This window comes from Nitrobacter sp. JJSN (genome assembly GCF_051912485.1).
Classification (GTDB): domain Bacteria; phylum Pseudomonadota; class Alphaproteobacteria; order Rhizobiales; family Xanthobacteraceae; genus Nitrobacter.
Genome location: NZ_CP196822.1, coordinates 3,614,356 through 3,632,583, shown reverse-complemented (window position 1 = coordinate 3,632,583; position 18,228 = coordinate 3,614,356). Strand labels below are relative to the sequence as shown.

Below are 18,228 nucleotides of genomic sequence, written 5' to 3'. Positions count from 1 at the left end.
ATACGATTTGCCCGGTATCTTCCTTTCACTTTCAGGATCGTATCCGCCGATATCGCGCGAAATGGCGTCGCAACCCTTGAGGAATTGATGGGTATTCGACAATTTGCAGGCGCGGCTGTCGCGGCCGTCGTTTTCGCGCTGGCGACGCCCGCTCACGCCGTGACGGAAATCGATTGGTGGCACGCCATGACCGGCGGCAACAATGACGTCATCGTCAAGCTGGCCAACGACTTCAACGCCTCGCAGAGCGACTACAAGGTGGTGCCGACCTACAAGGGTGGCTACGCCGACACCATGAACGCCGGTATCGCCGCGTTCCGGGCCGGCAACGCGCCCGCGATCATGCAGGTGTTCGAGGTCGGCACCGCAACCATGATGGCGGCGACCGGCGCGGTGAAGCCGGTGTACAAGCTGATGGCCGAGACCGGAGAGCCGTTCGACCCGAAGGCTTATCTGCCGACCATCACCGGCTATTACTCGACCTCCAAGGGCGAGATGCTGTCGTTTCCGTTCAACTCGTCGTCGACGGTGATGTGGGTGAACCTCGACGCGCTGAAGAAGGCTGATATCGCGGACGTTCCCAAGACCTGGCCGGACGTGTTCGAGGACGCCAAGAAACTGAAAGCGGCCGGCTACGCCACCTGCGGTTTCTCCAGCGCTTGGGTGACTTGGGTCAATCTCGAGCAGCTTTCGGCCTGGCACAACGTGCCGCTCGCCACCAGGGCCAACGGCCTCGATGGCTTCGACACCAAGCTGGTTTTCAACGGACCGCTGCAGGTCAAGCATCTCGAGAAGCTGATCGAGTTGCAGAAGGACAAGACCTATGACTATTCCGGCCGCACCAACACCGGAGAGGGCCGTTTCACCTCGGGCGAATGCCCGATCTTCCTGACCTCGTCGGGTTTTTTCGGCAATGTCAGCAAGCAGGCCAAATTCCACTGGACCAATGCGCCGATGCCCTACTATCCGGACGTGAAGGGCGCGCCGCAGAATTCGATCATCGGCGGTGCCTCGCTGTGGGTGATGGGCGGCAAATCGCCCGAGGTCTACAAGGGCGTGGCCAGGTTCCTCGCCTTCCTCTCAGACACCGATCGCCAAGTCTACATCCATAAGGCCTCTGGCTATCTGCCGATCACCAAGGCGGCGTATGCGAAGGCCAAGGAAGAGGGTTTCTATAAGGATCACCCTTACTTCGAAACGCCCTTGAAGGAACTGACCAATAAGGAGCCGACCGAAAATTCCCGCGGCCTGCGGCTCGGCAACATGGTGCAATTGCGCGACGTCTGGGCCGAGGAGATCGAGCAGGCACTGGCGGGCAAGAAGACCGCGCAGCAGGCGCTCGATGCGGCGGTGGAGCGCGGCAACGCCATGCTGCGTCAGTTCGAGAAGACGGCGGTGAAGTAAGGCCGTCGATCGGGCCAACAGCATGTCATTGCCGGGCTTGATCCGGCAATCCATCCTGCGAAGATGATGGATGCCCGGATCAAGCCGGGGCATGACGCTCCGGGGTCTTCATGCAGAAGCAAACCGTTTTCCAGTCGCGTCTGCTGCCCTATCTGCTGGTCGCGCCGCAGCTCGCCGTGGTGCTGATCTTTTTCTACTGGCCTGCCGTGCAGGCGGTCATCCAGTCGTTCCTGTTGCAGGACGCCTTCGGACTGTCGACCACCTTCGTCTGGTTCGAGAACTACAGGGACGTGCTGAACCAGCCGGACTATTTCAACGCCGTCGTCCGCACTTTCGTGTTTTCGTTCCTGATCGCGCTGTCGTCGCTGTCGCTGGCGCTGCTGCTTGCCGTGATGGCCGACAAGCCGCTACGCGGTGGCACCATCTACCGCACACTGCTGATCTGGCCCTATGCGATCTCGCCGCCTGTGGTCGGTGTGCTCTGGGTGTTCATGCTCAATCCATCGCTCGGTATCATCGCGCATGGACTGCGCGCCATGGGGTTCGACTGGAATCCGTTGCTTGACGGCAATCAAGCGGCGGCACTGATCATCCTCGCGGCGGCATGGAAGCAAATCTCCTACAATTTCCTGTTCTTCCTCGCCGGCCTGCAGGCGATTCCCATGAGCGTGATCGAGGCGGCCGCGATCGACGGCGCGCGGCCGGCGCGGCGGTTCTGGACCATCATCTTCCCGCTGCTGTCGCCGACGATCTTCTTCCTCATCGTCGTCAACATCGTCTACGCCTTCTTCGAGACCTTCGGCATCATCGACACCATGACCCGCGGCGGCCCGGCCAACGCCACCCAGACGCTGGTCTACAAGGTCTATCAAGACGGCCTGCTCGGCGGCTCGGCGGCTCGGCGGCGCAATCGGTGATCCTGATGGGCATCGTGATCGCACTCACCGCGATCCAGTTCCGCTTCGTCGAGCGCAAGGTGAATTACTGATGGTCGAACGCCAGACATTCGGCAACCTGATTCCGCACCTCGTGCTCTGCATCGGCGTGCTGATCGTGGCGTTCCCGATCTATCTCGCGTTCGTCGCCACCACGCAAGACACGGCGGCCATCGCCAACGGCCAGATGTCGCTGCTGCCGGGCGATCACTTCCTTGAGACGTTTTACAAGACGCTGTTCATCGGTTCGTCCGGTACCACGCGCGAGCCCGTGCTCGTGATGCTGTTCAACTCGTTCGTGATGGCGATGATGATCGCGGTGGGAAAGATCGCGATCTCGATCATTTCGGCCTTTGCCGTCGTCTACTTCCGCTTTCCGTTTCGGATGACGATTTTCTGGCTGATCTTCATCACGCTGATGCTGCCGGTCGAGGTTCGGATCTATCCGACCTACAAGATCGTCGCTGACCTGCATCTGCTCGACAGCTATGCCGGACTGACGCTGCCGCTGATTGCCTCGGCTACCGCGACGCTGTTGTTTCGCCAATTCTTCATGACCGTGTCGGACGAACTGCTCGAGGCCTCGCGCATCGACGGCGCGGGTCCGTTCCGTTTCTTCAAGGATATGCTGCTGCCGTTGTCGCGCACCAACATGGCGGCGCTGTTCGTGATCCTGTTCATCCTCGGCTGGAATCAGTATCTGTGGCCGCTGCTGATCACGACCCGCGATGACATGCAGACGATTCAGATCGGCATCCGCAAAATGATCGTCACTGCCGATGCGCTGACCGAATGGCCGGTGGTGATGGCGACCGCGGTGCTCGCGATGCTGCCGCCGGTGTTCGTCGTTGTCGTGATGCAGAAGCTGTTTGTGCGCGGACTGGTGGAGACAGAGAAGTGAGCGCCCATGGCTGATGTCGTGCTGCGCGATGTGCACAAGACCTATGCCGGCGACGTCGAGGCCATCAAGGGCATCAGCCTCGAGGTCGGTGATGGCCAGTTCTGCGTACTGGTCGGGCCCTCCGGCTGCGGCAAGTCCACGCTGCTGCGCATGGTGGCGGGTCTTGAGACCGTCACCTCGGGCGAGGTCGACATCGGCGGCCGCATCGTCAACGAGGTCGAGCCTGCCGAACGCGACATCGCAATGGTGTTCCAGAACTACGCGCTGTATCCGCACATGAGCGTCTACAACAACATGGCCTACGGCCTGCGCAACCGCGGCATGGCCAGGCCCGAGATCGACAGGCGGGTCCGCGAGGCCGCGCAGATTCTCGAAATCGGCCTGCTGCTCGATCGCAAGCCGAAGCAGCTCTCCGGCGGACAGCGCCAGCGCGTCGCGATGGGACGCGCGATCGTGCGGCAGCCCAAGGTGTTTCTGTTCGACGAGCCGCTGTCCAACCTCGACGCGAAACTCCGCATCGCCATGCGTGTCGAAATCAGGAAATTGCAGCGCCGCCTTTGCACCACCTCGATCTACGTGACCCACGATCAGCTCGAGGCGATGACGCTCGCCGACATTCTGGTGGTGATGAACGGTGGGCTTGTCGAGCAGATCGGCAATCCGCTGGACATCTACCGGAAGCCCGCCACCACTTTTGTGGCGTCATTCATCGGCGCGCCCCCGATGAACCTTATACCGCTGCAGGGCGACGATGCCGGTCTTGTCGGCGGGAGCGGGGAGGCGGGTATTCTCGGGGTCCGGCCCGAAGATCTGTTGCTGTCCGGTGACCCGGCCCCATCCGGCAGCGTTGCGCTGGACCTTACAGTTGAGGCGATCGAGCGGGTCGGCGCGGAAACCTATGTCTACGGTGTTCGCAACCGGCAGGCGCGCGCGCGGGCTGTGAGCACGAAACCCGGCGAACCGGCTCCCGGCGAAATCCTGGTCCGGGTTCCCGGCCAGAGTGGACCCGCGATCGGCGAGCGAATTCGGGCGGTCGCGGCGCCGGACAAGCTGCATCTGTTCAGCGCCTGCGGCCGCAAACGGCTTGATTCCTGACCCGATTTCAAAGTGTTGGCCGGTGCGCCGGACGTCTTGAACGGCGCGCAAATCATCGCCATATTCGACCTGACCGGCTGGGAGCTACCAGACGGCCAAAGCGGGGTGCCGCAAGGGCCCCAACGTATGATCCGCCGAAGTGTGGGCGGTTCGTCGACCGGTCAAGCGTCACTAAAACGGGCGCGCGACGGGAGGCGAAACCGGGTTCAGCTTTTGCGGGTCGCGCACGCCAAAGTCGCTTCGAGAGGACTTTGTAAATGTCTCGTGTTCCTTCGTTGTCCAGTCCGTTCCTTCTGGGATTCGACGAGATCGAGCGTGCGCTCGACCGCGTCGTCAAAGGCGCCGACGGCTATCCTCCCTACAACATCGAGCGGTGCGACCGTAACAACGGTGATCCGGAACGCCTGCGGATCACGCTGGCGGTCGCTGGGTTCACCCGCGACCAACTTGATGTGACCACTGAGGAAAATCAGCTTGTGATCCGGGGCCGGCAGCAGGAGGATAAAGCCCGGCAATACATCCATCGCGGCATTGCCGCGCGCCACTTCCAGCGCACCTTCGTGCTGGCGGAGGGGATGTTGGTGCTGGGCGCGGATCTGAAGAACGGGCTATTGTCTATCGATCTGGCCAGGCCGGAACCTGAAAGGGTCGTTAAGACAATCGCGATCAATGAACACGAATAATGCATGGCCCCGGAGACCGGGTGAAAACCATGCTTCCGAGTGCAACGAGTAGCGGACTCGACCGCTTAGTCTAGAAGAAGGAGTCGAGACCATGAGTGAAGTGAGTTCCACTTTCCAACCCGAAAACGTCTCGATCGAGACGTTGGCGCAACTCGGCGAAGGCCATATTGCCTATGTGAAGCAGGTCCGTTCCGAGGACGTGCCGGAACTGTTTCCGCAGGCCCCGAAAATCGCGCCCGGCCTGATGCTGTTCGCGCTGCATGCCGCCGACGGCACACCGATCATGCTTACCGATTCGCGCGAGGCCGCGGTCGCGAGCGCCTGGAGCAACGAGTTGCAGGCCGTCAGCGTTCATTGAGGCGCGCCGCCGTCGCGCGCGACAGAGTTAGCGGAAAGCGGCGGCGCGTTGAGCGCTGCCGCTTTCTGTTTGCGGCCACGGCCGCTCCGGTGGAGGCGCGGTCGTTGCATTTGACCTCGAGCGGCGGCCCTGTATGGTCAAGCCAACCCATTGAACCTTCGGGAAAACCTTAATGCCTGCCTATCGCTCCCGCACTTCCACCCACGGCCGCAACATGGCCGGCGCCCGCGGCCTGTGGCGCGCCACCGGCATGAAGAACGAGGACTTCGGCAAGCCGATCATTGCCGTAGTCAATTCCTTCACCCAGTTCGTGCCGGGCCACGTTCACCTCAAGGATCTCGGCCAGCTCGTGGCGCGCGAGATCGAGAAGGCCGGCGGCGTCGCCAAGGAATTCAACACGATCGCAGTGGATGACGGCATCGCCATGGGCCACGACGGCATGCTCTACAGCCTGCCTTCGCGCGAGATCATCGCTGATAGCGTCGAATACATGGTCAACGCGCATTGCGCGGACGCCATGGTCTGCATCTCCAATTGCGACAAGATCACGCCCGGCATGCTGATGGCGTCGCTTCGCCTCAACATTCCATCGGTGTTCGTCTCCGGCGGTCCGATGGAATCTGGCAAGGTCACCCTCAACGGCAAGGTCAAGTCGGTCGACCTGATCGATGCTATGATCGCCGCCGCCGACGACACTGTGAGCGACGCCGACGTCGAGGTGCTCGAGCGCTCCGCGTGTCCGACCTGCGGCTCGTGCTCGGGCATGTTCACCGCCAACTCGATGAACTGCCTGACCGAGGCGCTCGGCCTTGCATTGCCCGGCAACGGCTCGGTGCTCGCCACCCACGCCGACCGCAAAGGCCTGTTCATCGAAGCCGGTCACCTGATCGTCGATCTGGCGCGGCGCTATTACGAGCAGAATGATGAGAGCGCGCTGCCGCGCGCGATCGCAAGCTTCAAGGCTTTTGAGAACGCGATGACGCTCGACATCTCGATGGGCGGCTCCACCAACACCGTGCTGCATCTGCTTGCCGCCGCTTATGAAGGCGAGGTGCCGTTCACGATGAAGGATATCGACCGGCTATCGCGCCGCGTCCCGGTCTTGTGCAAGGTCGCACCCTCTGTGGCGGACGTGCATCTGGAAGACGTGCATCGCGCCGGCGGCATCATGGGCATCCTCGGCGAACTCGACCGAGCCGGCCTGATCGACAGCAGCCTGCCGACGGTTCACAGCACCTCGCTGAAGGACGGGCTGGAACGCTGGGATATCAAGCGGACAAAAAGCGACACCGTGCGCAGTTTCTATCTGGCCGCGCCGGGCGGCGTGCGCACTGAAGTCGCGTTCAGTCAGGACAAACGCTTCGAGGAGCTCGACGCCGACCGCGCCAAGGGGTGTATCCGCGATGCTGAACATGCCTTTTCGAAGGACGGCGGTCTTGCCGTGCTCTACGGCAACATCGCGCGCGACGGCTGCATCGTGAAGACTGCTGGCGTCGACGACAGCATCTTGAATTTCTCGGGCCCCGCGCGCATTTTCGAAAGCCAGGACGCTGCGGTGGACGCGATTCTTACCAATAGGATCAAGCCGGGCGATGTGGTGCTGATCCGCTATGAGGGACCGCGCGGCGGACCCGGTATGCAGGAAATGCTATATCCGACCAGCTATCTGAAATCGAAGGGCCTCGGCAAGCAGTGCGCGCTGATCACTGACGGCCGATTCTCCGGCGGTTCGTCAGGCCTGTCGATCGGCCACGTCTCGCCGGAAGCGGCGGAGGGCGGCGCGATCGGTCTCGTCGAGGAAGGCGACATCGTTGTGTTCGACATTCCGAACCGTAAAGTGCATGTCGACGTTAGCGACGCGGAGCTTGAGCGCCGCCGCGCGGCGATGGAGGCGAAGGGCGACACGGCGTGGAAGCCGGCGCCGCGCAAGCGCCGCGTGACGATGGCGCTGAAGGCCTACGCCGCTCACGCCACCAGCGCCGCGCTCGGTGCCGTGCGGGTGGTGAAGGACTGATCCCTACGAGTTCGCGCGATTTTGATTTTGATGAAACCGCATCAGCGGAGCACTGCGTGCTCCCTCCCCCGCAAGCGGGAGAGGTGAAAAACGGGGCTTGTCGTGGCCCATGCGCTCCGAGAACCGCTCAATCCCAGAGCCCGTATTCGGGCCACTTCGATTTCGGGATCATCGCGCCGGCGCGATAGGTGAACGACAGCACGTTGAGGTGGTCGGGCGACGCCCTGCATTTGAATGAGAATGCGTACCATTTTCCGCCGCTGCGGAATGCGCCGCCGGTGCCTTCGATCGTGTCGCCGTGATGCCGTGGCGGAGTAATGACGTTGGATTTGGCGCGATCCGGTTTCGGAAGCTTCCCGTTCAAGCCAATGTGGTTGACAGCCGCGAGATCGCAGACCTGTTCCAGCCGTGTTTGCGGATCGAGCTTGCCGAGGCTTGCGATGAACCTGGAGTCCGCTGCGTCGGCCGACGTCATGACGGTGAGGACGGAAGCGCAGATCAGCAGGATGGATTTCGCGGACGGCATCATGGCTCCGGGCAGGTTTCGAACGGTCGCGGTCTGGTCGGACCATGTTTGCGCGAAATCACAACACGTGACCCGTCAACTCTCTCGTTGGGGAGCGCGCACAATGCTCCGAGGATCCGTTCCGTTAAATAAGAATCGCTCTAGTGGAGGGGATTTGACATTCGCACCCCATTCGCCGCGAGTTCTTGATGCGAATATGGGAATCCGACCACGAGCCGGCGTGATTCGCAACAGCTCAGGGGACCGTCGCCGGCGGCAGCGCCAGCACCGAATAGATCGCCTGCGCGTCGCGCGAGGCGCGCAGCTTGTTGGCGATGTCCTGATCGCGCAGCAATCGTGCGATCCGCGCCAGCGCTTTCAGATGATCTGCGCCGGCGCCCTCTGGCGCTAGCAGCAGAAAAATCAGATCGACCGGTTGGCCGTCCATTGCCTCGAAATCGATCGGACGGTCGAGCCGTGCGAACAGGCCGAATATCTTGTCGAGTTTCTGCAGCTTGCCGTGTGGAATCGCGACGCCGTAGCCGACCGCAGTGGTTCCGAGCTTCTCACGTCGCAACAGCACCTCGAAAATCGCGCGGTCGTTCTGCCCGGTCAACTCAGCGGCGCGCGCCGCCAATTCCTGCAGCGCCTGCTTCTTGCTGTTGACTTTCAATGCAGGAATGATCGCCTCGGGTGCGACCAGGTCGGTAATCATCATATGACGTTCCGAGGTGAGTTTTGCCGTCAGGTTGCGGAAGAGACGTTAGACACAGCAACAAGCGTAAGCCCACATACGGGCGAACGCGCAAGGTTGGCGGTTCGCGGCCCTCCGGCCGGGATGTCCGGGCTTATAGTCTAACGCAAGCCCAATGCCAATTCCTGAACTTTTGTCCGGGCCGGTGGAAAACCGGTCCGGAAAGGTCGCGGACCATAGGGATCGCTGTCCCGGGCGTCAATGGCGGGGGTCACGCCGAGCCGTTGACCGCCGGCGGGTCGATCCAGCCCACATTGCCGTCTGGCCTGCGATAGATCAGGTTCAAGCGGCCGCTGGAGCCATGCTGGAAAACCAGCACGGGCACGCCGGTGAAATCGAGTTCCATCACCGCCTCACTGACCGAGAGCCGCCTTAGCGATGTCGTGGCTTCCGCGATGATGACCGGATTGAAAGCGGTGACCTCGTCTTCGCCGTCCACGGCCGGCGCCTCGATGACGTAGCTCGGCGCGTCAATCTCGGCGATCGCTTCCGCCACGGCGTGCGCTTTGCGGGCCGAACGATCCTTGAGACGGCTCTTGTAGCGGCGCAGCCGCTTTTCGATCTGCAACAGCGCTTGATCGGCGCTCGCATAGGCATCCGCGGCGTTGGAGTCGGCTTCGAGCGTCACTCCGGAATCCAGATGCAGTGCGCAGTCGGTACGGAATCCGAAACCATCCTTGCTCAGCGTGATGTGACCCGAATACGTTCCGTCAAAATATTTTCGGAGGACTTCGTCGGTGCGACCGCTGAGACGCCCGCGCAGCGCCTCGCCGACATTGATGCTTTTGCCCGAGATTCGAAGTGTCATGGCACGCCTCGTCCATCATGAGTAGGAACGGATTATCGGGCGTGGCGCGCGCGCAATCAAGCCGGTGTGACGTCGCTGGAGCGGTCGGGTGGCGGGGCGGACGCCGCCCCCGGGTTGCCGCCGGGCAGGCTCTGCTTGTCGCGGCGGCGCTGCACGGAGGAGGGAATTCGCAGGGCTTCGCGATATTTCGCGACGGTACGGCGGGCGATATCAATGCCGGCTTCGCGCAATCGTTCCACGATGGTGTCGTCGGAGAGAACGGCCGACGGAACTTCCGCATCGATCAGTCGCCTGATGTGGTGACGGACGGCTTCCGCCGAGTGGGCGTCGCCGCCGTCGGCCGACGCGATCGACGCGGTGAAGAAGTATTTCAGTTCGAAGATGCCGCGATTTGTCGCCACGTATTTGTTGGCAGTGACGCGGGATACGGTCGACTCATGCATCTGGATCGCGTCCGCCACGACCTTGAGATTGAGCGGCCTCAAATGTGCGATGCCGTGTGTGAAAAAGCCGTCCTGCTGGCGCACGATCTCGGTCGCCACCTTGAGAATGGTGCGGGCGCGCTGATCGAGCGCGCGGACCAGCCAGGTCGCGTTTTGCAGGCAGTCGGTGAAATAGGTCTTGTCGCCGTCCTTGCGGATCGTCTTCGACAGTTCCGCGTAGTAGGTCTGGTTGACCAGCACGCGCGGCAGCGTATCGCTGTTGAGTTCCACGAGCCAGCCGCCGTCCGGGCCCGGCCGCACGTAAACGTCCGGCACCACGGTCTGCGTGCGCGTGGTGCCGAACCGCAGGCCGGGCTTGGGATCGAGCCGGCGGATTTCGCCGATCATCTCGGCGAGGTCTTCGTCGTCGACGCCGCAGATCCTGCGCAAGGCTGCGAAGTCGCGCCTGGCCAGCAGTTCGAGATGTTCGATCAGCGCCTGCATCGCCGGATCGTAGCGGTCCTTCTCGCGCAACTGGATCGCAAGGCATTCGCCCAAATTGCGAGCGCAGATTCCCGGCGGATCGAACGTCTGCAGCACGGCGAGTACGGCTGCGACATCGCCCGCGCCGGCGCCGAGCTTGTCGCCGACGTCGCCGAGGTCTGGCGGCAGATAACCGGCGTCATCGACGAGATCGATCAGATATCGTCCGATCATGCGCTGCCCCGGAGCCGTGACGGCGACCGCAAGCTGCTCGGCGAGATGTTCGCCGAGCGTCACTTCCGCGGCGACGAAGGCTTCGAGATTGTAGCTGTCGTCATTCGAGGCGCCGCCGCCCCATTCGGTGAACGCGGTCGGCGCGGAATCCTGTGCGGTCCGCGCCGCTGCCTCGGCCGGTTCCTCCGGAAAGACATTTTCGAGGCCGCTGTCGAAGGTCTGCTCGATGTCGGCGCGGCTGCCGAGATCGCGGTTCATCCACTCCTCTGGCGCGGGTTCGGAATCCTGATTGCCAGAGCGATCGCCCGTGCCGTCGTCCGCCAAAGAACCCGCCTGGTCGCCTTCTGACGAGCTGGTGCCGGAGGAATCCGCCGTCACCGGCTCGGGGCTGTCGCTGGCGCGCTCAAGCAGCGGGTTCCGTTCCAGCTCGCTCTCGACGAACGCCGCAAGGTCGAGATTCGACAATTGCAGCAGCTTGATCGCCTGCATCAGCTGCGGCGTCATCACCAGCGACTGGGATTGTCGGAATTCGAGTCTCTGCGTCAGCGCCATGCCAAGACCGGTCCAAAAATTGGTCCGATTCTTGCTTAACTTTTTTGCGGCCGGATGTACACGCCTTGACGGCGACGAAATTCAACTCAGACAGAGCCCGAATCCGGAAACACGTTTGTCCGCATTGCTATCGCAGCGCGTAAACGGCGTGGTTTACGCACGCAGCCGCTACTCAATCCCAAGCTTGTCAATCCAAGAAGGCTTGTCAATCTAAGGCTTGCACCGGAGGCATCGTCGACGGTGCAGCGGCCGCTGCTGGTGTTGCTTTCGGGCTTGCGGTCTGCGCATCCGCCGCGCGGCGGCTGTCGTTCGTGGTCGTCAGCCGCCGGTGCGATTGTTTGGCGGATTGACGCTGCCGCCTGGACGACGAGTGACGCAGTCCCCACGAATGCGCAATCGACGGCCCGGCGGTATAGCCAACCACAGCGCCGGCGAGTGCCCCGACCGGACCCAGGACCACTGCACCCGACAGCGCGCCCAGCGCAGCGTCACCGGTACGCTCCTGCGCCAGCGCCGCCGACGATAGCAGCGGCAATGCCAACGCAACCACGGCAATGATTGTCTTCATTTTCATGCTCCCCATTTTGCCAAGGAGGAAGACCGAAGAATGCGGCGAGACAGGGGTCATCCCGCCGCCGATACGCCCGCTGAAGTTCCAAATTTGGCCACCGACACGGTTCAGCTTCGGCAAGCTGGCCGGCTTCGCCGCGCAAAGCACCACGAGGAAACTTCATATGTTCAAGACAAGCCTTCTTGTTGCCGCCGCGAGTTTGCTGTTCGTGCTCCCGGCGTCCGCCGCGGACTTCTCATTCAATGACGAAGCCCCGCAAGTCGCGCCGATCGCTCAGGCTCATATGATTTGCGACGACGACGGGAATTGCTACCGCACACACGCGCCGCGTTATGTCGAACGCTGGCATGACGACGATGATGACGGCGAAATCTACGAACGCCCCGACGATCGTCCGCGCTATGTCGTGCCACGCGCCGGCTTCTATCGCAGCTATGAGCGCGGTTCGGCAATTGGTGTCGATGTCGATGAAGGCCGCTGGTGAGGGTTCGAGTCCCGCGCGCCGAAAGAATCAAGCCGGGAAAATATGATGGGCGCTCCGATCGTCGAGCAGCCGACGGCATAGGCGCTACAGGCGGAATTCCTCGCCGAGATACAGTCGCCGCACGTCGGGATCGTTGACGATCGCGTCGGGGGTGCCCTCGGTCAGGATTTCACCGGCGTAGACGATGTAGGCGCGGTCGGTCAGTCCTAGCGTTTCGCGGACGTTGTGGTCGGTGATGAGCACGCCGATGCCACGATTGGTCAGATGGCGCACGAGATCCTGGATGTCGCCGACCGCGATCGGGTCGATGCCGGCGAACGGCTCGTCCAGCAGCATGTAGTTCGGGCGCGTCGCCAGCGCGCGCGCGATTTCCACGCGCCGCCGCTCGCCGCCGGACAGCGCGATCGACGGCGACTTGCGCAAACGGCTGATGTTGAATTCCTCGAGCAGCGCATCGAGCTCGGCCTCGCGCTTCTTTTTGCTCGGCTCGACGACCTCGAGCACGGCACGGATGTTCTGCTCGACGGTAAGGCCGCGGAAGATCGAGGCCTCCTGTGGCAGATAGCCGATGCCGAGCCGCGCCCGCTGATACATCGGCAGCTTCGTCACGTTGTGACCGTCGAGTTCGATCGTGCCGCGGTCTGCCGGGATCAGGCCGGTGATCATGTAGAATACCGTGGTCTTGCCGGCGCCGTTCGGACCCAGTAGCCCGACCGCCTCGCCGCGGCGGACATAGATACTGACGCCGCGCACGACATGACGTGAGCCGAAACTTTTTTCCACGCCGTGCACGGCGAGGTAACCGGGACGCGTCGCTGCCTGCGGCGCGGCGCCTCCGTGGGAGGCGGCACGCGGATGGGGAGCTTGCGGCGAGGGACGCACCTGCGATGGTGGCCGGGATTTCGGAACGGGCGGGGCAGGCGGTACATCGCGTGGAGCCCCGCGCGCGATCGGCGGCGTATCGCGCACCGGATTGGTCAGCATGTCGCCGATGGTGTCGCCGAGCGCCGTGATGTCCGCCTGCGTCCGCGCAAACGCTTGCGGCCCGCGCTTTTGCGGCCGTTTGCGGAACACGTTGAAGATATCCACCATGGGTGCTTGCTCAGCCTCTCACGGTCGTTCGCACGTACACCGCGGCGCTCGACTGATTCGCCGCATCAACATGAATGAGGAAACGGACGTTGCCCAGCGAAACGCCTGAACTCAACGCCCAACTCGGCCGCCGCCTCGAGTCCGCTCGCGCTAGATACAGACGGGATGTTCCAGGTTCAACCTCTCGCCGCCCAGTTATTTGGCAATTTACTGATATCATTTAGGTTTTTGTGTCGTCCCGCCGAGCGGTATCGGCCCGGAGAGTGGCCCTCCCTGCCCGGATGACTGAAACAGACCCTGCACCCGCCCGTTGTTCGATTCGACGCGGGACACGCCCGTGGTCATGTCGACGATCAACCTGTCGCCGCGCAGCACATTCTTGCCCTGGGTCAGGACGATCCCGCCGAGCATGGTGACCAGATTTGTCTTGGTGTCGAACACAGCGGTCTCGCCGGTCACGACCTGATCCTTCTGGGTCACCACCACATTGCCCTTCGCCTCCAGGCGCTTGATCGAGGATGCGCCCGATGGTCCCGGCGCCGCCGATTTCATCGTCGTCTTCGCTGGCGCCTTGGCTTTGCCGTCAGCGGGCGAACTGCCCCCCTCGTAATAGACCACGAGAGTCTTCGACGTCATCGTGGTGTCACCCTGCACCACCTTGACGTTTCCTGAGAAGGTTGCCTCCTTTTTCTTGTCGCGCATCTCCAGCGCGGCGGCCTCGATCTGGATTGGCTTATCGCGATTCTGGGAAAAGCCCTGCATCGCGTTCGGCACGCCCTGCACCGCGCTTTGCCCGACCGCTTCGCCGGCCGCCATGATGGTGAAGGCGATCAATCCGCTGCACAGCAAGCCGGCGACGCGGGTCGCCAGCGGGAGATGGCGGTGTCTCTGATTCATTTCGTATCGTCGCTCGTATTGCCGTGCTTGCGTGGCGGATTGCGCGAGTTGCGCGCCTGCTCCGCTGCGGTGGTCGGCGGAGGCGCCGACTCCTCGCCTGCGGGACCTGCGGCCGCGAGAGGTCGGTCCATAATGAGATGCATCACGACGTTGTTTTCGAATCGCACCACGTCGCCCTTTTCGGTGACCTTCATGGTGTCAGCGGTTAGCGTCCCGTTCAGCAATTTGACGTCGACGGGTTGGTCCGAGGTCACGGTGCCCCGACCCATATCGACCAGCGCATGGCTCAGCCGCGCCTCGTATCCCGTCGAAGACTGCATGAGCACATCCTTTTGCAGGTCGAGTACTTGTGTTTTCGTATCGAACAACCCAGTGCGGGAATTCAGCATCACCGTCGTGCGGTCCTCCATCAGCACCTTCGCGCGTAAGGTATGCAGCTCGATATGATCGGGATCGGTGATGTCCTGCGTCGCCGTCGTGGCCTGCATCTCATAGGGTCGCTGGTCCGGTGTGAAGCCGGAAAGGTGTGGCGACTCCATCGTGATCTTGGTTCCGGAGACGACGAGATTGTCCATGTCGAGCGGCAGCTTCGCCAGCGCACGAAAGGGATTGAAGATTGCGATCGAAACCAGCGCGGCCATTACGAGACCAACCACAGCCGGTACCGCGATCCGCAGCGCTCGCACCAAGCGGCTGTGGCGCGCCGCGCGGGCGAAACGCGCCTCCAGGCCGGCCTGCGTTCCAACTTGATAGATGGGGTTCTGAACCGAATACACCGTTGCTCCAGGCGCCTGTCTGGTCATTCTACCCCGAACCGCGGAGTTTCGCAGCCCGGACATCGCAATAACAACCTTGCGTTCGGGATCACGATCCGCGCCGCAATCCGCGACCCTGAACGCGATCGCAGCTTGCCGCGACGACCGCCGCTACGCGGGCGTCACCGAGGACGAGGAGTGTGACCGAAACGGGGCGGAAGCGCGTTGCGGCCGGACGCCATCGCGCGTGGCGTGGTTCACGAATGCGCGAAGATATCGTCGGCTTCCCAGCCGGAAAGATCGAGCCTTGCCCGCGTCGGCAGGAAGTCGAAACAGGCCCGCGCCAGTTCGGTACGATCCTCGCGCGCCAGCATGGCATCGAGCCTGTCGCGCAGGGCGTGCAAATGCAGTACGTCGGAAGCAGCGTAGGCGAGCTGCGCATCGCTCAGCGTCTGCGATCCCCAGTCGCTCGATTGCTGTTGCTTCGACAGATCGACGTTGAGCACCTCGCGCACCAGATCCTTCAAGCCATGCCGATCGGTGTAGGTGCGGGTCAGCCGCGAGGCGATCTTGGTGCAATAGACCGGCTGTGGCATCACGCCTAAGGCGTTGTAGAGCGCGGCGAGATCGAAGCGCGCGAAGTGGAAGATTTTCACGATGTTCGAATCGGCCAGCAGCTTTTTCAGGTTCGGCGCGTCACGCTGCCCGTTCGCGATCTGGATCACGTCGGCCGAGCCGTCGCCCGGCGACATCTGCACCACGCAGAGCCGGTCGCGATGCGGATTGAGGCCCATGGTCTCGGTGTCGATCGCAGCCGAACGGGTGTAGCGCGCAAGGTCCTGGTCCGGCAGGTCGCCGCGGTGCAGGCGGATGGTCATGTTGTCTCGGCCTCGTCGAATCGATGTGAGCGCTAAACTATCGTCGAAATCGTCAACAAACGAGGGGGTACACGGCGCAAGCCTATCGTTCGGCCTCCAGCGTAGCGAGCCCGGCAGTCTGCTTGGGGTAAGTCGCGAAGCGATTTCATGAAGTTAAACAAATCAAAAAAGGTAGTTTGAATAGATTTTCTTGAATTTAGCGTCGTTGGCGATGCTGGCAGGAGTAATCAAATCCTGCTGGAGAATATGCCTGTAGCACCGCTCAAAATCATACTGCTTTGACGTGCATTCAGCATGACGCTGCCACCGTTGCCGGATCAGCCTCTTAACAACGAAATTATCAAAATGCAGATCGGAGACCTTCTGGATTTTTCCGATGGAGATGCCCGCCGCCCTGTAAGCAAGGTACGGCAGTTCACTGCAATAAATGGCATCGTTATTGAAAGAGAAAAATATATCGTAGGGTTTTCCGTACAGATCCTTTGCGGCGGAAAGTATGCGGGCAGTCTGCTCTTCAGTAAGACCAACATCGCGATAGATCGCTATTCGCTTCAGGACACCGCGGCCTATCCAATCGTTTAGAGGCGTTTCCTTCACGACGCTGGCGGCTTCTATTACCCGTATGCTTTTGCCTTCGATTTTTATGATTCCCATATGGGTAAATGGATCAGCCGTAGCGACCAGGATGGCGCTCGATTGGCTGCTCGTAGATGTTTGGAAGATCAAATCACCATTTCTGAGGGGAGGGAGACCACTCCCTGACGTCGCATATAGGCTTCCCGCTGTCAGGCAAATGCACAGCAGAAGAATGGTCAAAAATTTGTTGTAAATGATCGCTGCTTCATCTTCGGAAACGGGATATTGCATCGCCGTCAATGCGGTTCAACGCATCAATCCACGACAGATTATCGCAACCGGCGTGCACCATCGCGAAAGACCACCCATTAGACCATGGATTGTGGCTGGTCCTCCATTATGTCATTGAAAATGTAAGAGATTTTAGATAGAAGACAAAGCTTGTTATGCACCACTCTATCGTCGCGACCCCTCGCTGGCTTCCCGAGTCGGGATTGTCCGGCTGAATTATTGCGTGCTATTCTAAAATCAGCCCCACAGCTTGCCGTCAGCAGGCTTGTGCAGCAGACCGCCACGTCGGGACACGGGACCACCTTAAACTGAGACGCTGAGCGTCTTTGCCCGCCGTGAGCCACAAATGCCCGAATCCGACCATGCGCCCGTAGCTGCGCCCAGCGTTGCCAAGATCGGTTCTGTATTCGCGAGATATGCAAACCTGACCCTTGGTGGTGGCAGCGCGACAACCGCAGTCATTCACCGCGAGATCGTCGAAAAACGGCGATGGGTGGACGACCCCAAATTCACACTGTCCTTCGCTCTCGCTAGGCTGACGCCGGGCACCAACCTCCTTGCCTTCTGTACTGCTATCGGATGGCTTCTGGGACGCTTGCCTGGCGCGATCGTTGCGCTGCTGGCCGCGTCGGTTCCGTGCACTCTTCTGGTGGTCCTCATCACCGCCGTATTCAGCCAGTGGCAGGATAACACGCTTGTCCAAGCGGCCCTTCGAGGCGCTGTAGCTGCCGCTGTGGCCATCACGGTCAAGACCTGTTGGACCATCGCCCACCCGATTTACAAACCCGGAGCGAGGGCGCGGGTGATCACTGTCGCGGCGGTGGCGTTCGCGCTTGATGTCGTCCTGCACATCTCGCCCATCGAGGTGCTGTTGCTCGCTGCTGTGGTCGGCTTCTTCCTGCCGGAGCATCAAGCATGAACATCGTGTTGCTCTATCTCCTGCTCCTCAAGGGCACCGTCACAGCCTTCGCGGGGCTCGCTTCGCTGTCCGTCATCCAGGACAGCCTCGTGAACCATTACCATGTGCTGACCAACGAGCAGCTCAACGAGGCGGTGGTCATCACGCGCAGCTCGCCGGGACCGGTGGGGCTGTATGTCGTTAGCGTTGGCTACTTCGTCGCAGGAATACCGGGAGCGATAGCAGGCTGGCTGGCGATGATCACCCCGGCCTTGCTGATCATTCCCCTCGTGCACTTCGTAGGACGCAAGATGGAGCATCCGAGGGTCAAGGCCGTCCTGCAAACGGTGGTGATTGCCAGCGCGGGCTTGCTGCTCGCAGCCGCTATTCCCCTGGGGCAGTCCGCGCTCCTGGGTCCGGTGACGATTGGCATAGCGGTGGTGTGCTTCATCCTGTTGTTGACCACAAAGCTGGATACGCTCTGGATGATCCTCGGTGCAGCGGTCGTGACACTTTCGGTCTCGGCGGCCGGACTGGGCATTCAATGACCGTCAGGCGGGAAGCCGTCAGGACGTAGCAGCCCGGTAATCGGCTGACCGAGAGCAGGGTCGGTTCGACGAATTAGCTTCGCTGCGGTC

General features: G+C 61.7%; 19 protein-coding genes and 1 pseudogene. 10 read left to right on the top strand and 10 right to left on the bottom strand.

Features of this window, described 5'->3' with window-relative positions; all coding sequences use genetic code 11:
- The first annotated feature begins 87 nt into the window (after positions 1 to 87).
- The 7 genes and pseudogenes from ugpB (at position 88) to ilvD (ending at position 7,390) form a co-directional block, all read left to right on the top strand.
- A complete protein-coding gene (ugpB, locus tag ACSZOQ_RS17680; RefSeq protein ID WP_439923704.1) occupies positions 88 to 1,404 on the top strand; it encodes a sn-glycerol-3-phosphate ABC transporter substrate-binding protein UgpB in 1,317 nt (438 codons plus the stop codon).
- Between the two features lie 110 nt (positions 1,405 to 1,514).
- Positions 1,515 to 2,392 (top strand): annotated as a pseudogene (ugpA, locus tag ACSZOQ_RS17675) (sn-glycerol-3-phosphate ABC transporter permease UgpA).
- On the top strand, positions 2,392 to 3,240 hold the full coding sequence (ugpE, locus tag ACSZOQ_RS17670; protein WP_439923703.1) for a sn-glycerol-3-phosphate ABC transporter permease UgpE: 849 nt from the start codon (positions 2,392 to 2,394) through the stop codon (positions 3,238 to 3,240). Before ugpA ends, ugpE begins: the two are co-directional and overlap by 1 nt.
- Positions 3,241 to 3,246: 6 nt before the next feature.
- Positions 3,247 to 4,335, top strand: a complete 1,089-nt coding sequence (locus ACSZOQ_RS17665) for a sn-glycerol-3-phosphate import ATP-binding protein UgpC (RefSeq protein WP_439923702.1) — start codon at positions 3,247 to 3,249, stop codon at positions 4,333 to 4,335.
- 257 nt (positions 4,336 to 4,592) lie between these two features.
- The gene (locus ACSZOQ_RS17660; protein WP_439923701.1) at positions 4,593 to 5,018 is read left to right on the top strand and encodes an Hsp20 family protein; all 426 of its coding nucleotides are present in this window, start codon (positions 4,593 to 4,595) and stop codon (positions 5,016 to 5,018) included.
- Positions 5,019 to 5,109: 91 nt separating this feature from the next.
- Positions 5,110 to 5,376: a DUF1150 family protein gene (locus tag ACSZOQ_RS17655; RefSeq protein WP_439923700.1), complete on the top strand. Its 267-nt coding sequence runs from the start codon at positions 5,110 to 5,112 to the stop codon at positions 5,374 to 5,376.
- Positions 5,377 to 5,548: 172 nt separating this feature from the next.
- On the top strand, positions 5,549 to 7,390 hold the full coding sequence (gene ilvD / locus ACSZOQ_RS17650) for a dihydroxy-acid dehydratase (RefSeq protein WP_439923699.1): 1,842 nt from the start codon (positions 5,549 to 5,551) through the stop codon (positions 7,388 to 7,390).
- A gap of 127 nt (positions 7,391 to 7,517) precedes the next feature.
- Here the strand turns inward: ilvD and ACSZOQ_RS17645 are convergent, their stop codons facing one another.
- The 5 genes from ACSZOQ_RS17645 to ACSZOQ_RS17625 form a co-directional block, all read right to left on the bottom strand.
- On the bottom strand, positions 7,518 to 7,916 hold the full coding sequence (locus ACSZOQ_RS17645; protein WP_439923698.1) for a DUF930 domain-containing protein: 399 nt from the start codon (positions 7,914 to 7,916) through the stop codon (positions 7,518 to 7,520).
- A 235-nt stretch (positions 7,917 to 8,151) separates the two neighbouring features.
- Positions 8,152 to 8,613, bottom strand: a complete 462-nt coding sequence (ptsN, locus tag ACSZOQ_RS17640; protein ID WP_439923697.1) for a PTS IIA-like nitrogen regulatory protein PtsN — start codon at positions 8,611 to 8,613, stop codon at positions 8,152 to 8,154.
- 247 nt (positions 8,614 to 8,860) lie between these two features.
- Positions 8,861 to 9,457 carry a ribosome hibernation-promoting factor, HPF/YfiA family gene (gene hpf, locus ACSZOQ_RS17635; RefSeq protein ID WP_439923696.1) on the bottom strand — a complete coding sequence of 199 codons (597 nt, stop codon included), beginning with the start codon at positions 9,455 to 9,457 and terminating at the stop codon, positions 8,861 to 8,863.
- Positions 9,458 to 9,513: 56 nt separating this feature from the next.
- Positions 9,514 to 11,148 (bottom strand): RNA polymerase factor sigma-54, encoded by a 1,635-nt coding sequence (gene rpoN, locus ACSZOQ_RS17630; RefSeq protein ID WP_439923695.1) that lies wholly within the window; start codon positions 11,146 to 11,148, stop codon positions 9,514 to 9,516.
- A 205-nt stretch (positions 11,149 to 11,353) separates the two neighbouring features.
- Positions 11,354 to 11,716, bottom strand: a complete 363-nt coding sequence (locus ACSZOQ_RS17625; RefSeq protein WP_439923694.1) for a DNA-directed RNA polymerase subunit N — start codon at positions 11,714 to 11,716, stop codon at positions 11,354 to 11,356.
- Positions 11,717 to 11,882: 166 nt separating this feature from the next.
- Here ACSZOQ_RS17625 and ACSZOQ_RS17620 point away from each other — a divergent pair, with 166 nt between their 5' ends.
- Entirely contained in the window at positions 11,883 to 12,203 is a 321-nt protein-coding gene (locus ACSZOQ_RS17620; protein WP_439923693.1) for a hypothetical protein, read from the top strand.
- 84 nt (positions 12,204 to 12,287) lie between these two features.
- Here the strand turns inward: ACSZOQ_RS17620 and lptB are convergent, their stop codons facing one another.
- The 5 genes from lptB to ACSZOQ_RS17595 all read right to left on the bottom strand — a co-directional run bounded on the left by lptB (position 12,288) and on the right by ACSZOQ_RS17595 (position 16,692).
- Complete coding sequence (gene lptB / locus ACSZOQ_RS17615; protein WP_439923692.1) at positions 12,288 to 13,295, bottom strand: LPS export ABC transporter ATP-binding protein; 1,008 nt, start codon at positions 13,293 to 13,295, stop codon at positions 12,288 to 12,290.
- A 216-nt stretch (positions 13,296 to 13,511) separates the two neighbouring features.
- Complete coding sequence (locus tag ACSZOQ_RS17610; RefSeq protein WP_439923691.1) at positions 13,512 to 14,192, bottom strand: LptA/OstA family protein; 681 nt, start codon at positions 14,190 to 14,192, stop codon at positions 13,512 to 13,514.
- A complete protein-coding gene (lptC, locus tag ACSZOQ_RS17605) occupies positions 14,189 to 14,968 on the bottom strand; it encodes an LPS export ABC transporter periplasmic protein LptC (RefSeq protein WP_439926123.1) in 780 nt (259 codons plus the stop codon). The genes ACSZOQ_RS17610 and lptC overlap by 4 nt, the downstream gene beginning before the upstream one ends.
- Positions 14,969 to 15,204: 236 nt before the next feature.
- A complete protein-coding gene (locus tag ACSZOQ_RS17600; RefSeq protein ID WP_439923690.1) occupies positions 15,205 to 15,825 on the bottom strand; it encodes a ribonuclease D in 621 nt (206 codons plus the stop codon).
- Between the two features lie 162 nt (positions 15,826 to 15,987).
- The gene (locus ACSZOQ_RS17595) at positions 15,988 to 16,692 is read right to left on the bottom strand and encodes a YiiX/YebB-like N1pC/P60 family cysteine hydrolase (RefSeq protein WP_439923688.1); all 705 of its coding nucleotides are present in this window, start codon (positions 16,690 to 16,692) and stop codon (positions 15,988 to 15,990) included.
- Positions 16,693 to 17,038: 346 nt separating this feature from the next.
- Here ACSZOQ_RS17595 and ACSZOQ_RS17590 point away from each other — a divergent pair, with 346 nt between their 5' ends.
- Together ACSZOQ_RS17590 and ACSZOQ_RS17585 are read left to right on the top strand one after the other, a co-directional pair.
- Positions 17,039 to 17,611 carry a chromate transporter gene (locus tag ACSZOQ_RS17590; RefSeq protein WP_439923687.1) on the top strand — a complete coding sequence of 191 codons (573 nt, stop codon included), beginning with the start codon at positions 17,039 to 17,041 and terminating at the stop codon, positions 17,609 to 17,611.
- Positions 17,608 to 18,138 (top strand): chromate transporter, encoded by a 531-nt coding sequence (locus tag ACSZOQ_RS17585; protein ID WP_439923686.1) that lies wholly within the window; start codon positions 17,608 to 17,610, stop codon positions 18,136 to 18,138. The genes ACSZOQ_RS17590 and ACSZOQ_RS17585 overlap by 4 nt, the downstream gene beginning before the upstream one ends.
- Positions 18,139 to 18,228 lie beyond the last annotated feature (90 nt).